Raw genomic sequence first — 13,738 nt, 5'->3', positions numbered from 1 at the left:
CCGCTTGCATCAGGGCGGGTGTACAATCGTTGGTCTTGACCCACCTTTCGAAGGATTTACCGGATGTTGCCGCGCTTTCCCGCCGTCACCCGATGCCTGACCCTGGCCGCCCTGCTGGTAGCAGGCCCTGCCGTTGCGTTGGAGCTGCCCCTGCCGCCACCCGGTGAAGACATCGTTGGCCAGGTACAGGTGATCAAGGCCAAGTACGAGGACACCTTCGCCGACATCGGCACCGCCAATGACCTCGGCTACCTGGAAATGATCGCCGCCAACCCGGGTGTCGACCCATGGTTGCCGGGTGCGGGTACCGAAATCATCCTGCCGACCCGCTACATCCTGCCGCCGGGCCCGCGTGAAGGCATCGTCATCAACCTGGCCGAATACCGCCTGTACTACTTCCCGAAAGGGCAGAACGTGGTGCATACCTTCCCGCTGGGCATCGGTCGTGAAGGTTGGGGTTCGCCTGTCGCCAGCACCAAGATCACCGCCAAAACCCCGAACCCGACCTGGACGCCGCCCGCTTCGATCCGTGCCGAGCATGCGGCCGACGGTGACATCCTGCCCACTGTGGTGCCGGCCGGCCCGGACAACCCGCTGGGTCCGTTCAAGTTCACCCTGGGGGTGCCGGGTTACCTGATCCATGGTTCGAACAAGAAGTTCGGTATTGGCATGCGTACCAGCCATGGTTGCTTCCGGATGCTCAACAACAACGTTCTCGAACTGTCGAAGATGGTGCCGGTGGGAACTCCGGTGCGTATCATCAACGAGCCGTACAAGTTCGGCATCAGTGGTGGCAAGGTTTATCTGGAGGCGCACACGCCGTTGGACGATCACGGCAACCCGTCGGTGGTCGACAAGCATACGGCGGTGATCAACGCACTGCTCAAGCGTGAAGACCTGGCCAACAACCTGCGCATGAACTGGGACATGGTGCGTGATGTGGTTGCCGCAGAAGATGGCATGCCGGTGGAGATCGCCGTACCGGTTACAAACCAGGGCGCTGCACCCATGGTATCGAGCATTCCGCCAGAGCTGCAGTAGCGTGAACTCGAGGGCCTGGCCCCAGGCTAAACGTCTGGGCCAGGCCTTTTGCTATCCGTTCGGTGCGTTTGCCGAGGCAATAAAAAAGCCGACCCACAAGTGGGTCGGCTTCTCAACAATCCGTGAGGATTATTACTTGCGGCTGGCTTTGTCCAGCATACGCAGAGCGCGCTCGTTGGCTTCGTCAGCGGTCTGCTGAGCCTTCTGAGCGGCTGCCAGAGCGTCATCAGCCTTACGGTAGGCTTCATCGGCACGGGCTTGAGCGCGAGCTGCTGCGTCTTCAGTCGCAGTCAGACGAGCTTCGGTTTCTTTAGATACGCTGCTGCAACCGGTAGCCAGAACTGCGGCCAGAGCCAGAGCAGAGAATTTCAGAACGTTGTTCATCGTGTTCCCCTTCAAGGACTTTCTATTAAATAGCCATCTCTCGGAAAAGAGAAACTGGCCGGCGTACATAGTACCCATTACTTGTAGTAAGTAAACTGACTGAGCGCAAGAACTGCAAAAAAAATGTTGCTCTAGGGGTGGCCGACAAGATTTGCAGAGGTTTTGTGAAAAAACCGTGTAGCGGCCGCAAGCGATTGTAGAACAGGAACTTTTTTGTGAACTAACGGTGACTTTAACTGTCCCTCGTCGTCTTAACCCCTAGAACATCCGGCTGCTGTTGCGGGCCAGGCAGGGCGTCACCTGCAAGGCGCCGGTCTGCTACTTTTTAAGCGCTAGCAGCTTGAGCAATAGCGGGTGCCGCGCCTACTATTTGGGGGCCCGGCCGGCAGAACCATTGCAATGGGCGTGCGGTCCAAGGGGCAAGAGGTGGCGTAGAGGTTCCTCCGCCGGATAAACCACCATCGGTTAAGGTAAGGGTCTGCCGAAAAGACCTGCGAGGAGTAGTGATGAGTGAAGCGCTGACCATCCACCATGACCAGGCCGGTCATCAGTTCGAGACCAACGTGGACGGTCATCGTGCCTACCTGACGTACATGGACTTGGGAAAGCAGACGCTGGACATCTATCGCACCTTCGTGCCCAACGCCCTGCGCGGCCGCGGCATCGCTGCCGCACTGACCGAGAAGGCCCTGGAGTACGCTGATCAGATGGGTTACACGGTGATTCCGTCCTGCTCGTATGTGGAGCGCTACATGGAGCGCCAGCAGCGCCATTCGAGCAAGGCCTGACGCATTAAAAAAAGCAGGGCCGCTTCACCCCCAGGCGATGGGGGTGAAGCGGCCCTGCTTTTTTATTAGCCGCGCTGACGCTTTGGCAGTACATCCTTGAGCTTGGCGTGCATGCTGCGCAGGGTTTTTTCGGTGGCCGACCAGTCGATGCAGGCATCGGTGATCGAAACGCCGTACTGCAGTTCGTCCAGATTCTTCGGAATCGACTGGCAGCCCCAGTTCAGGTGGCTTTCGACCATCAGGCCGATGATCGACTGGTTGCCTTCGAGGATCTGGTTGGCGACGTTCTCCATCACCAATGGCTGCAGTGCCGGATCCTTGTTGGAGTTGGCGTGGCTGCAGTCGACCATGATGTTGGGCTTGATCTTGGCCTTGGCCAGATCCTGCTCGCACAGGGCGACGCTGACCGAGTCGTAGTTCGGCTTGCCGTTGCCGCCGCGCAGCACCACATGGCCGTACGGGTTGCCCTTGGTGGTGACGATGGACACGCCGCCTTCCTGGTTGATGCCCAGGAAGCGGTGAGGCTTGGACACCGACTGCAGGGCGTTGATCGCCACGGTCAGGCCGCCATCGGTGCCGTTCTTGAAGCCGACTGCCGAAGAAAGGCCCGAGGCCATTTCACGGTGGGTCTGGGATTCGGTGGTGCGGGCGCCGATGGCCGACCAGCTGATCAGGTCCTGCAGGTACTGCGGGGAAATCGGGTCGAGCGCTTCGGTGGCGGTCGGCAGGCCTTTTTCGGCCAGGTCCAGCAGCAGTTGGCGGCCGATGTGCAGGCCGTCCTGGATCTTGAACGAGTCATCCAGGTACGGGTCGTTGATCAGGCCTTTCCAGCCGACGGTGGTACGCGGCTTCTCGAAGTACACGCGCATGACCAGGTACAGCGTGTCGGACACTTCCTCGGCCAGCACCTTCAGGCGATCGGCATATTCGTGCGCCGCCTTGATGTCGTGGATCGAGCAAGGGCCGACCACCACGAACAGGCGATGGTCCTTGCCGTCAAGAATGTTGCGCACCACTTGGCGCCCGGCAGTCACGGTCTGCAGGGCCTTGGCGCTGAGGGGGATTTCCTTCTTGAGCTGATCGGGGGTGATCAAGGTCTCGTTGGAGGCAACGTTAAGGTCATCGATCGGTAAATCAGCCATCGTGTTACTCGTCAGGTCACGGGTGCCGGCCGCCAGCAATCCCCGTGCGGCCCAGCAGCAAGAATGTTCGCAGCGGGGAGCCGAACCTTAGCGCGTTACAAGGGTTGCGACAATGGGCAAGGCGTGTGCCAGGGCGTACAACCATGGCCAAACAGACAATGGCGCGTTGCAACCCATGTAGGAGCGGATTTATCCGCGATGCGCCGCGCGGGCGCCGCTCGGTACCCGCAACGCCCGAGAAACCAAGACAAGCACCAACGGCCCGGTGTAAAAAAGCCCACCGACCTTAATCAGGAGATCAGCATGGCCCCTCGTAAACCGCGCATCGGCATCATCGGCAGTGGCGCCATCGGAGGCTTTTATGGGTTGATGCTGGCGCGCGCCGGTTTCGACGTGCATTTCCTCTTGCGCAGCGAATATGCCGTGGTCCGCGAGCACGGCCTGAAGCTGGACAGCGCCGTGCATGGTGCCTTGCAGATGCCGGTGCAGGCCTATGCCAACGCTGCCGACATGCCGCCGTGCGACTGGTTGCTGGTGGGCGCCAAGGCGACCAGCAATACCGAGCTGGCGCCGCTGATCGTCCAGGCCGCCGCAGCCGACGCCAAGGTGGTGCTGCTGCAGAATGGCCTGGGAGTGGAGGAGCAGTTGCGTCCTGCCTTGCCCAGCAACCTGCACCTGCTGGGTGGCTTGTGCTTTATCTGCGTCTATCGCCAAGGGCCCGGCGAGATCCGTCACCAGGCGCTGGGGGCGGTCAACCTGGGCTATCACAGCGGGCCCGCCAGCGATGGGGGCAAGGCCATTGTCGAGGAAGGCGCCGGGTTGTTCCATGCTGCGGGCATCGATTCCCAGGCCATGCCCGATCTGGCCCAGGCGCGCTGGCAGAAGCTGGTGTGGAACGTGCCCTACAACGGCCTTTCCGTGCTGCTGGGTGCCAGCACCACGCCGTTGATGGCCGATGCCGACAGCCGCGAACTGATCCAAGCGTTGATGTCGGAGGTGGTGCAGGGGGCTGCAGCCTGTGGCCATGTGCTGCCGGTGGGATACGCCGATCACCTGTTCCGGATCACCGAGCAGATGCCCGACTACTGGCCCAGCATGTACCACGATCACGCGGGGAAACGCCCACTGGAGCTGCAGGCAATCTATGCCGAGCCTCTGGCCCAGGCGCGCGCCGCCGGTTGCAGCCTGCCGCGCATGCATGTGCTCTACCAGACGCTGGCATTCATCGACCGCGCCAACCGCACCGGCTGATACCGCTGCAACCCGCGGCAGCAGCGCGCCGGACGGCAAAGCGAGCGAGCGGCACGCTGCTAAGCTGAAGCTTGCTCTGCCGCAACGGCAGTCGAGGAGGTCGAATGATCCGCTCCATGCTGTACGCCACCGACCTCGGTGTCTACGCCCCGTTCGTCATGCAGCATGCCTTGGCCCTGGCCCGCACCTTTGGTGCGGAGTTGTACGTGATCCATGCCGTGGAGCCCATGGGCCAGTTCGCCGAATCCCTGCTGCAAAGCTACCTCGACGAGCAGACGCTGGATGAGCTGCACAGCGAGGGCGTGAACACGGTGATGGCCAACATCGAGCAGCGGGTGCTGGAGAATTTTCGTGATGAGCTGGGTGAGGACGCCGACCTGGCCGTGATCAAGGCGGTGCGGGTGCGCCAGGGGGACCCGGCCCAGGTGATCCTCGATCAGGCGCAGCGGCTGAGTGTCGATCTGCTGATCTTCGGCAGCCACAGCGCAGGTGCCGGGGTGGACGTGCCACTGGGGCGCACGGCGGTCAGGCTGCTGCAACTGTCGCCGGTTCCGGTGTATATGGTGCCGCTCTCGCAGCACCTCGGGCGTAGGAAAGTGTGAGTCTGGCAGCAGGCTATTTCGGAGTAGCGTGTAACAAAATAGTTCTAGTTTTATTTCGAGAACCACTAATATAGTTATATCTCGTCGCTGCCTGCTGCCGCTGACTTACCGCTGATTCGAGGGAAACCTATGAAGCTTCAACAACTGCGCTACATCTGGGAAGTGGCGCACCATGACCTCAACGTCTCCGCGACGGCGCAAAGTCTGTACACCTCGCAGCCGGGCATCAGCAAGCAGATCCGCCTGCTCGAAGATGAACTCGGTGTTGAAGTCTTTGCCCGCAGCGGCAAGCACCTGACCCGCGTCACCCCGGCCGGCGAGCGCATCATCAATACCGCGGGCGAAATCCTGCGCAAGGTCGAGAGCATCAAGCAGATCGCCCAGGAATTCTCCAACGAGAAGAAGGGTACGCTGTCCATCGCCACGACCCATACCCAGGCACGCTATGCGTTGCCGCCGGTTATCAGCAGCTTCATCAAGCAATACCCGGAAGTGGCCCTGCACATGCACCAGGGTTCGCCCATGCAGATCGCCGAAATGGCGGCCGATGGCACCGTCGATTTCGCCATTGCCACCGAGGCGCTGGAGCTGTTCGGCGACCTGATCATGATGCCGTGCTACAAGTGGAACCGTTGCGTGGTCGTGCCCCAGGGGCACCCGCTGGCCAAGCTGCCGAAGCTGACCCTGGAAGCGGTGGCCGAGTATCCGATCGTGACCTACGTGTTCGGTTTCACCGGCCGTTCGAAACTGGACGAGGCCTTCAACCACCGCGGCCTGACGCCGAAGGTGGTGTTCACCGCCGCCGACGCCGACGTGATCAAGACTTACGTGCGCCTGGGCCTGGGCGTGGGCATCGTGGCCGGCATGGCAGTCGACAGCAAGCTCGACAGCGACCTGGTGGCACTGGATGCCAGCGAGCTGTTCGAGGCGAGCATCACCAAGATCGGCTTCCGCCGTGGCACCTTCCTGCGCGGCTTCATGTGCGACTTCATCGAGAAGTTCGCACCGCACCTGACCCGCGAAGTAATGGCCAAGGCGATTCAGTGCCATAACAAGCAAGAGCTCGAAGAGCTGTTTGAAGGTGTTGAGCTGCCGGTGCACTGATCTGGGAATGCATGGGGCCGCTTTGCGGCCCCAGCTATTTATGCCTTGCTGATCAGGTTGCCGGCGTGCAGCCCGCATTCCTTCTGGGTCGACTCTTCCCACCACCAGCGGCCTTCGCGCTCGTGCTGGTTCGGCAGCACCGGGCGGGTGCACGGCTCGCAACCGATGCTGATGAAGCCGCGCTCGTGCAGGCTGTTGTACGGCAGTTCGAGCATGCGGATGTAGCCCCACACTTCCGCGCTGGTCATCTGCGCCAGCGGGTTGAACTTGTATAGCGTGCGCTCCGGGGTGGAGAAGGCACCGTCAATCTCCAGCGCCGCCACCTGGCTGCGGGTGCCCGGGCTCTGATCGCGACGCTGGCCGGTGGCCCAGGCGTTGACAGTGGCGAGCTTGCGGCGCAGCGGTTCGATCTTGCGGATGCCGCAGCATTCGCCATGGCCGTCCTTGTAGAAGCTGAACAGGCCCTTTTCCTTGACGAACGGGTCGAGCTTGGCGCGGTCCGGGCTGAGAATCTCGATCGGCAGGTTGTACTGCTCGCGAACCTGGTCGATGAAGCGGTAGGTCTCAGGGTGCAGGCGCCCGGTGTCGAGGCTGAACACCTTGACCTGCTTGTTCAGCTTCCAGGCCATGTCGACCAGCACCACATCCTCGGCGCCGCTGAAGGAGATCCACAGGTCGTCGCCGAAATGTTCGAAGGCGAGCTTGAGAATCTCCTGCGGGGACTTGTTGGCATAGGTCGCGGCCAGGGCGGCGACGTCGAAGGGTTGGCTCATCAGGCGGTTTCCATCTTGGCTGTGGCGCTGTGCGCTCGTAGTGGGTTGATGGTAACAAAAAATGGCAGGGTAGACGTGCTGCCTTGGGGCTTTGCAGCGCCTGTAATGGCCCTGTCGCCGGCAAGCCGGCTCCCACAGGTGCTCTTTGTGGAAGCCGGCTTGCCGGCGACAGGGCCATTACAGGCGACCGTCCGATTACAGCCTCTGCAAGGTCTGCATCAGCACCCGCACCTTGGCGATCGATTCTTCGTATTCCGCCCGCCAGTCGGAGTCGGCCACCACGGCGCCGCCGCCCCAGCAGCTGACTTGGCCATCTTTGACCAACAGGCTGCGAATGGCGATGGAGCTGTCCATCTCGCCACGCACATCCGCGTACAGCAGCGACCCGCAATACAACGCACGACGGGACGGCTCGAGTTCGTCGATGATCTGCATGGCACGGATCTTCGGCGCGCCGGTGATCGAGCCACCGGGGAAGCTGTCGCCGATCAGGTCCAGGGCATCCTTGCTGGCGGCCAGCTGGCCGGTGATGCTGCTGACCAGATGGTGCACGTTGGGGTAGCTCTCCAGGCTGAACAGCTCGGGCACCTTGACCGTGCCGATCTCGCAAGTGCGCCCCAGGTCGTTGCGCAGCAGATCGACGATCATCAGGTTTTCCGAGCGGTCCTTTGGGCTGTGGCGCAGCTCCTCGGCATTGCGCGTATCTTCGAGCGGATCGGCCGAGCGCGGGCGAGTGCCCTTGATCGGGCGGGTTTCGACCTGGCCCTGGTTGACGCGGATGAAGCGCTCCGGGGAAAAGCTCAGTAGCGCGCTGCCGTCGGCCAGTTGCTGGTAGCCGGAGAAGGGGGTCGGGCAGGCCTTGCGTAGCGCCTGGTAGGCGCGCCACGGGTCACCTTGGCAAGGGGCGCGAAAGCGTTGAGTGAGGTTGATCTGGTAGCAGTCGCCGGCCTGGATGTACTGCTGTACGCGATCGAAGGCGGCCTGGTATTGCTCGGGCTGCAGATCCCCTCGCATGGGGGCGAGCAGCTGGAAGTCGCCACATGCCGTGTTGTCATCAGCTTCGAACAAGGCGATCAGGCGCTGGCGCTCTGCACAGGCCAGGCTCGGGTGGAATACCAACTGGCTGCTGCCGAGCCGATGGTCGGTGATCAGGGCCCAGGCGTACAGGCCCAGTTGTGCGTCCGGCAGGCCGAGGTCATCGATGGCCTGGCTTGGCAGGTGCTCCAGTCGGCGACCGAAGTCATAGCTCAGGTAACCGATCAGGCCGCCGGCAAACGGCAGTTCGACACCGTCGGGAAGCTGTGCCTGGCCCAGTTCGGCCAAGCTTGCGCGCAGGCGCTGCAGGAAGGTGCGGCCGTGTTCATCGGGCTGGGCTTGCAGGTGGCGCTGTGGCCACGCGCTGAGCAGGTCGAAGCGGCCGCGTTCGGCGCCGGGGCGGGCGCTGTCGAGTAGGATCGCGCCGGGCGCTTGTCGCAAGCGGGCAAAGTAGGCGGCGGGGTCGGACTGGTAGGGCAGGGGGTGAAGCGTACAGGTCGGCATCAGAGTGGACGGCGATGTAAAAGCGAGGAGGGCGATTGTAGACCTGTGTAGGAAAAGCGCCTAGCGTTGGGCGCGACATTAAACCTTCGGGTTGCGCCCAATCGCCGGCTTGCTGGCGATTGGGCGCCGTGGGTCAGCGTGGTCGCACGTGGCCGAACAGGTCCTGGGTCACCCGCACACGCTGCTCTGCATCTTCGCTGATGCCTTGCTTGGCCAGGGCTTCGATGTGCGCCTCGATGGCATGGGTGCGCTGGGTCAGGCCGGTGTCGTTGGCAATCTGGATGTTCAGGCCGGGCCGCGCGTTGAGCTCGAGAATCAGCGGCCCCTTGTCCTGGTCCAGCACCATGTCCACGCCGATATAGCCCAGGCCGCACAGCTCGTAGCAGCCGGCTGCAAGCTTCATGAAGCCGTCCCAGTTCGGCAGCTGCACGCCGTCCACCGCATTGGTGGTGTCCGGGTGCTTGCTGATGATGTTGTTCAGCCAGGTGCCACGCAGGGTCATGCCGGTGGCCAGGTCCACACCCACGCCGATGGCGCCCTGGTGCAGGTTGGCCTTGCCGCCTGACTGGCGGGTCGGCAGGCGCAGCATGGCCATGACCGGGTAACCCATCAGCACGATGATGCGGATGTCCGGCACGCCTTCATAGCTGATGCTCTTGAAGATCTGGTCTGGCGTCACCCGATACTCGATCAACGCGCGGTCGCGGTGCCCGCCCAGCGAGTAGAGGCCGGTGAGGATGCTCGAAATCTGGTGTTCGATCTCCTCGTGGCTGATGATCTTGCCCGATACCGTGCGGTAGCGATCCTCGAAACGGTCGGCGATCACCAGGATGCCATCACCGCCGGCGCCCTGCGCCGGCTTGATGACGAAGTCGTTGCGCCCGCCGATGATCTCGTCGAGCTTTTCGATTTCCTTTTCGGTCTCGATGATGCCGTACATCTCCGGCACGTGGATGCCGGCGGCGAGCGCGCGCTCCTTGGTGATGATCTTGTCGTCGACGATCGGGTACAGGCTGCGCTTGTTGTACTTCAGCACATAATCCGCGTTGCGGCGGTTGATACCCATGATGCCCCGGGCCTCCAGGGCTTTCCACGTCTTGATCAGGCCAAACATCAGGCGTCAGCCTTCTTCACGAATGCCTTGAAGCGAACGAGCTCGGTCAGGCGGTAGCCGCGGTAGCGACCCATTGCCAGCATGAAGCCCACCAGGATCAGCAGAACCGCCGGGAAGGTGAAGACGAAGTAGACCAGCTCCGGCACCATCATCAGCAGGTGCGCAAGCGACGCGGCAAAAAGGGTGCCGATGGCCACTTTCATGGCATGGCCGCCACCGCGCTCTTCCCAGGTGATCGACAGGCGCTCGATGGTCATGGTCAGGATCACCATCGGGAACAGTGCCACCGACAGGCCGCGTTCCAGGCCCAGCTTGTGGCTGAACAGGCTGATGGCGGCAATCAGTACCACGACGAAGGTCAGCACCACCGACAGGCGCGGCAGCATCTGCAGTTTCAGATGCTCCAGGTACGAACGCAGTGACAGGCCCAGCGCGGTGATCACCGTGAACAGCACGATACCGAACCCTAGCTGGGTCTCGCGGAAGGCCAGGGCGATCAGCACCGGGGTGAAGGTGCCGAGGGTCTGGATGCCGATCAGGTTGCGCAGCACCAGGATCACCAGTACGCCGATCGGGATCATCACCATGATCATGAAGGTCTGCTGGGTCTGCAGCGGCAGGCCGTACAGCGAGTACTCGAGGAAGTCGGCGTCGGTGTTCTCGTCGGTCAGCTTGGCCAGGCGGATGGCGTTCATCTCGCTGTTGTTCATGCTGAAGGTGACGTTGGCCTTCTTGCCGCCATCGACGGTGATCAGGTTGTCGTCACCGGTCCACCACAACAGGCGGTCGCTCGGCAGGCCCTGTTCGCCGGTATCCGGGTTGAAGTACAGCCAGTCGTTGCCGTTGAAGCTGCGCAACCACAGTTCAGGGGTTTGCGGAGTGTCGGCAACCAGGCGGATGGTGTGCACCTTCTCCATCGGCACGTGGGCGATGGACAGCAGCAGGTCGATGACCTGGGCTTTCTTCATGGCCGAAGTATCGCCGGCCAGCAGCAGCTTGACGTTGTCGTCGTTGAGGTTGTTGACCCGCTTGATGGTTTCGCTGACGAAGGTCTCGACGTCGGCCGAGTGTTGGCGGATCGGTGCCATCAGGGCTTCGGCGGCGATCTTCTCGGGGCCCTCGACGGCCAGGCTGTCACGGAAGGTCGGGCCCTTGATGGTGGTCTTTTCGTTGCTGTAGCGCTTGGTCAGCACCAGGCGGTAGTAGAGCGTCTGGTTGCCGCTGGCGCGACGGGCGGACCAGGTCACCTTGCGGTTGCCATCGGCGCGGTTGACGCTGACCCCGTAGTTGTTGGAGATGAAGCTCTCGTTGAGGCTGACATAGTCGCGGTTCAGCGGCGGCACGAACATCTGCACCTTGACCGGGTCTTTGGTGCTGGCGACGAATTCGACCTTGGCGTCGATGTTCCACAGGTCGTCGGTTTCATCCTCGGTCACCGGGATGCCGAGGAAGAAGATCTGATAAGCCGTGACCGCCACGCCGAGCAGCACCAGTACGGTGATCAGGACTTTCAGATGGAGGGTAAGAGAGCGCATCGGGATTACTCTGCTTTGGGAGCGTCGGTGGCACAGGCAGGTTTGCCGGCCGCGTATTTAAGGCTTGGGTCGACCAGCGCGTCGAAGTGCTTGAGCGCCTCGGAGCCGATCAGCAGCGGGAACTGGAACGCGCTGCGGTCGGTGAGGTTGACTTCGATGGTGCGCAGGGCCTGGCCCATGCAGATGTCGAGTTCGATGACCGGGCGAGCGGTGTAGGCCTTGCCTGACTCCGCATCATAGTCGCCGGCACGGCGCTTGATCTTGCTGACCCGGGCCAGTGGGCGCTCGATCGGGTGCGAGTGGGCGGCGTCGATGGCCAGGTAGAAACGCACCCAGCTCTCGCCGTTGCGCTTGAAACGCTTGATGTCGCGGGCGCTCAGCGATGCGGTCTTGGCACCGGTGTCCAGCTTGGCGGCCACTTCCAGGTCGAGATCGCCCAGGCGCGCGTATTCGTTCAGACCGTACACGGTCTTGCCCGCCGCCTGGCCTAGGGCCGGCAGCAGGGTGAGGCATAACAGCAATAAAACGGGTGTAAGTCTCATAATCCTGGCGCGGTGCTGTGCAGGGTTCGGGGCAAGGCGACTGGCAACTGCTGCGCAAGCTTCCTCATTAACTGTCAACAACATGAATTGATGACAAACACGCTATCCATACTTCGGAGGCGCGGCATTCTATCACGACGATGTCTTGACGCCAGCGCGTCGCGATCTGACAGCGCGGGGGAGGGGTAAGTTCGTTCTTAGACGATTGTCGACAATATTCATTTTGTCTTTGACTCCAGGCGCTCGATTCGCTAGTTTCTGCCAAAGTGATTAGCAAGGTGTCGACAATATGCTGGACCTCACCACCCCCAGCCCTGCAGCGTCAGACGAAACGGAAACCTTGTCCGAGAATGTATTCCGGCGCATCCAGGCCGCTATCGTCAAAGGCGACATCGCCCCGGGCAGCAAGATCTCCGAGCCTGAGCTGGCACGCACCTATGGCATCAGCCGCGGCCCGCTGCGCGAGGCCATTCACCGCCTGGAGGGTCAACGTCTGCTGGTGCGGGTGCCGCATGTCGGGGCGCGGGTGGTGTCGCTCAACCATGCCGAGCTGATCGAGCTCTACGAAATTCGCGAGTCGCTCGAAGGCATGGCCTGCCGCCTGGCCGCCGAGCGCATGAGCCAGGCCGACATCGACGAGCTGCGCCGGGTACTCGACACCCACGAGCGCGATGCCGCGTTCCAGGCCGGGCAGGGCTACTACCAACAGGAAGGCGACTACGACTTCCACTACCGAATCATTCAAGGCAGCGGCAACCAGACCCTGGTCAAGATGCTCTGCGGCGAGCTGTACCAACTAGTGCGCATGTACCGCATCCAGTTCTCCGCCACGCCCAATCGGCCGCGCCAGGCCTTTGCCGAACACCACCGCATTCTCGATGCCATCGCCGACCGTGACGGCGAGCTGGCAGAACTCCTGATGCGCCGCCACATCGGCGCGTCCAAGCGCAACATCGAGCGTCACTATCTGGACGCCCACAACAACAGCCCACGAGGTGAGAAATGACTGTGAAGAGCACCCCCGGTCAGCGTTTCCGCGACGCCGTTGCCGCCGAACATCCGCTGCAAGTGGTCGGCGCGATCAACGCCAACCACGCCCTGCTGGCCAAGCGCGCCGGTTTCAAGGCCATCTACCTCTCCGGCGGCGGTGTTGCCGCAGGCTCCCTGGGCCTGCCGGACCTTGGCATCACCGGCCTGGACGACGTGCTGACCGACGTGCGGCGCATCACCGATGTCTGCGACCTGCCGCTGCTGGTGGATGTCGACACCGGCTTCGGTGCCTCGGCCTTCAACGTGGCCCGTACCGTGCGCTCGATGATCAAGTTCGGCGCTGCTGCCATTCACATCGAGGACCAGGTGGGCGCCAAGCGCTGTGGCCACCGGCCGAACAAGGAGATCGTTTCCCAGCAGGAGATGGTCGACCGCATCAAGGCGGCGGTGGATGCCCGCACCGATGACAGCTTCGTGATCATGGCGCGTACCGACGCCCTGGCCGTGGAAGGCCTGAACGCTGCACTGGACCGTGCCGCTGCCTGCGTCGAAGCCGGTGCCGACATGGTCTTCCCGGAAGCCATCACCGAGCTTGCGATGTACAAGACCTTCGCCGACCGGGTGAAGGCGCCGATCCTGGCCAACATCACCGAGTTCGGAGCCACGCCGCTGTACACCACCCAGGAGCTGGGCGAGGTCGATGTGTCGCTGGTGCTGTACCCGCTGTCGGCGTTCCGTGCCATGAACAAGGCGGCCGAGAATGTGTACACCGCGCTGCGCCGTGACGGCACCCAGAAGAATGTGATCGACACCATGCAGACCCGCATGGAGCTCTACGATGCCATTGGCTACCACGCCTTCGAGCAGAGCCTGGATGCATTGTTCGCGCAGAAGAAAGGTTGAGCCTGTGCCGGTTCCCACAGGCGCGACACA

At 62.3% G+C, this 13,738-nt stretch carries 14 protein-coding genes; 7 read left to right on the top strand and 7 right to left on the bottom strand.

Features of this window, described 5'->3' with window-relative positions; genetic code table 11:
- The first annotated feature begins 63 nt into the window (after positions 1 to 63).
- The gene (locus KU43P_RS18230) at positions 64 to 1,041 is read left to right on the top strand and encodes a L,D-transpeptidase family protein (protein ID WP_317658838.1); all 978 of its coding nucleotides are present in this window, start codon (positions 64 to 66) and stop codon (positions 1,039 to 1,041) included.
- Between the two features lie 132 nt (positions 1,042 to 1,173).
- On the opposite strand, the gene oprI is transcribed toward KU43P_RS18230, so the two are convergent.
- Positions 1,174 to 1,425, bottom strand: coding sequence for an outer membrane lipoprotei OprI (gene oprI / locus KU43P_RS18225; protein WP_003259780.1), 252 nt, complete (start codon positions 1,423 to 1,425; stop codon positions 1,174 to 1,176).
- Between the two features lie 506 nt (positions 1,426 to 1,931).
- Between oprI and KU43P_RS18220 the strand changes: the two genes are divergently transcribed.
- On the top strand, positions 1,932 to 2,213 hold the full coding sequence (locus tag KU43P_RS18220) for a GNAT family N-acetyltransferase (protein WP_008095521.1): 282 nt from the start codon (positions 1,932 to 1,934) through the stop codon (positions 2,211 to 2,213).
- 65 nt (positions 2,214 to 2,278) lie between these two features.
- On the opposite strand, the gene KU43P_RS18215 is transcribed toward KU43P_RS18220, so the two are convergent.
- Entirely contained in the window at positions 2,279 to 3,355 is a 1,077-nt protein-coding gene (locus KU43P_RS18215; protein WP_317658836.1) for a 3-deoxy-7-phosphoheptulonate synthase, read from the bottom strand.
- 303 nt (positions 3,356 to 3,658) lie between these two features.
- Between KU43P_RS18215 and KU43P_RS18210 the strand changes: the two genes are divergently transcribed.
- The 3 genes from KU43P_RS18210 (at position 3,659) to cysB (ending at position 6,312) form a co-directional block, all read left to right on the top strand.
- Positions 3,659 to 4,606 carry a putative 2-dehydropantoate 2-reductase gene (locus tag KU43P_RS18210; RefSeq protein ID WP_317658835.1) on the top strand — a complete coding sequence of 316 codons (948 nt, stop codon included), beginning with the start codon at positions 3,659 to 3,661 and terminating at the stop codon, positions 4,604 to 4,606.
- 104 nt (positions 4,607 to 4,710) lie between these two features.
- Positions 4,711 to 5,208 (top strand): universal stress protein, encoded by a 498-nt coding sequence (locus tag KU43P_RS18205; RefSeq protein ID WP_317658834.1) that lies wholly within the window; start codon positions 4,711 to 4,713, stop codon positions 5,206 to 5,208.
- Between the two features lie 129 nt (positions 5,209 to 5,337).
- Positions 5,338 to 6,312 carry an HTH-type transcriptional regulator CysB gene (gene cysB, locus KU43P_RS18200; RefSeq protein WP_176517672.1) on the top strand — a complete coding sequence of 325 codons (975 nt, stop codon included), beginning with the start codon at positions 5,338 to 5,340 and terminating at the stop codon, positions 6,310 to 6,312.
- 38 nt (positions 6,313 to 6,350) lie between these two features.
- On the opposite strand, the gene KU43P_RS18195 is transcribed toward cysB, so the two are convergent.
- From KU43P_RS18195 to KU43P_RS18175, 5 genes are all read right to left on the bottom strand, one after another.
- Entirely contained in the window at positions 6,351 to 7,085 is a 735-nt protein-coding gene (locus KU43P_RS18195) for a phosphoadenylyl-sulfate reductase (protein WP_317658832.1), read from the bottom strand.
- Positions 7,086 to 7,280: 195 nt separating this feature from the next.
- Complete coding sequence (gene pabB, locus KU43P_RS18190) at positions 7,281 to 8,624, bottom strand: aminodeoxychorismate synthase component I (RefSeq protein ID WP_317658831.1); 1,344 nt, start codon at positions 8,622 to 8,624, stop codon at positions 7,281 to 7,283.
- A 133-nt stretch (positions 8,625 to 8,757) separates the two neighbouring features.
- Positions 8,758 to 9,738 carry an alpha-L-glutamate ligase-like protein gene (locus KU43P_RS18185; protein ID WP_317658830.1) on the bottom strand — a complete coding sequence of 327 codons (981 nt, stop codon included), beginning with the start codon at positions 9,736 to 9,738 and terminating at the stop codon, positions 8,758 to 8,760.
- On the bottom strand, positions 9,738 to 11,273 hold the full coding sequence (locus KU43P_RS18180) for an inactive transglutaminase family protein (protein ID WP_317658829.1): 1,536 nt from the start codon (positions 11,271 to 11,273) through the stop codon (positions 9,738 to 9,740). Before KU43P_RS18180 ends, KU43P_RS18185 begins: the two co-directional genes overlap by 1 nt.
- Before the next feature lie 5 nt (positions 11,274 to 11,278).
- Positions 11,279 to 11,815 carry an ATP-dependent zinc protease gene (locus tag KU43P_RS18175; protein WP_317658828.1) on the bottom strand — a complete coding sequence of 179 codons (537 nt, stop codon included), beginning with the start codon at positions 11,813 to 11,815 and terminating at the stop codon, positions 11,279 to 11,281.
- A 289-nt stretch (positions 11,816 to 12,104) separates the two neighbouring features.
- Here KU43P_RS18175 and KU43P_RS18170 point away from each other — a divergent pair, with 289 nt between their 5' ends.
- Together KU43P_RS18170 and prpB are read left to right on the top strand one after the other, a co-directional pair.
- On the top strand, positions 12,105 to 12,821 hold the full coding sequence (locus KU43P_RS18170; protein ID WP_317658827.1) for a GntR family transcriptional regulator: 717 nt from the start codon (positions 12,105 to 12,107) through the stop codon (positions 12,819 to 12,821).
- The gene (gene prpB / locus KU43P_RS18165) at positions 12,818 to 13,708 is read left to right on the top strand and encodes a methylisocitrate lyase (RefSeq protein WP_317658826.1); all 891 of its coding nucleotides are present in this window, start codon (positions 12,818 to 12,820) and stop codon (positions 13,706 to 13,708) included. The genes KU43P_RS18170 and prpB overlap by 4 nt, the downstream gene beginning before the upstream one ends.
- Positions 13,709 to 13,738 lie beyond the last annotated feature (30 nt).

Origin of the sequence: Pseudomonas sp. KU43P, assembly GCF_033095865.1 — a bacterium.
In the GTDB taxonomy this organism is placed as follows: Bacteria; Pseudomonadota; Gammaproteobacteria; order Pseudomonadales; family Pseudomonadaceae; genus Aquipseudomonas.
Note: the sequence above shows the minus strand (reverse complement) of the source record. Positions and strands in the feature narration are given on the sequence as shown.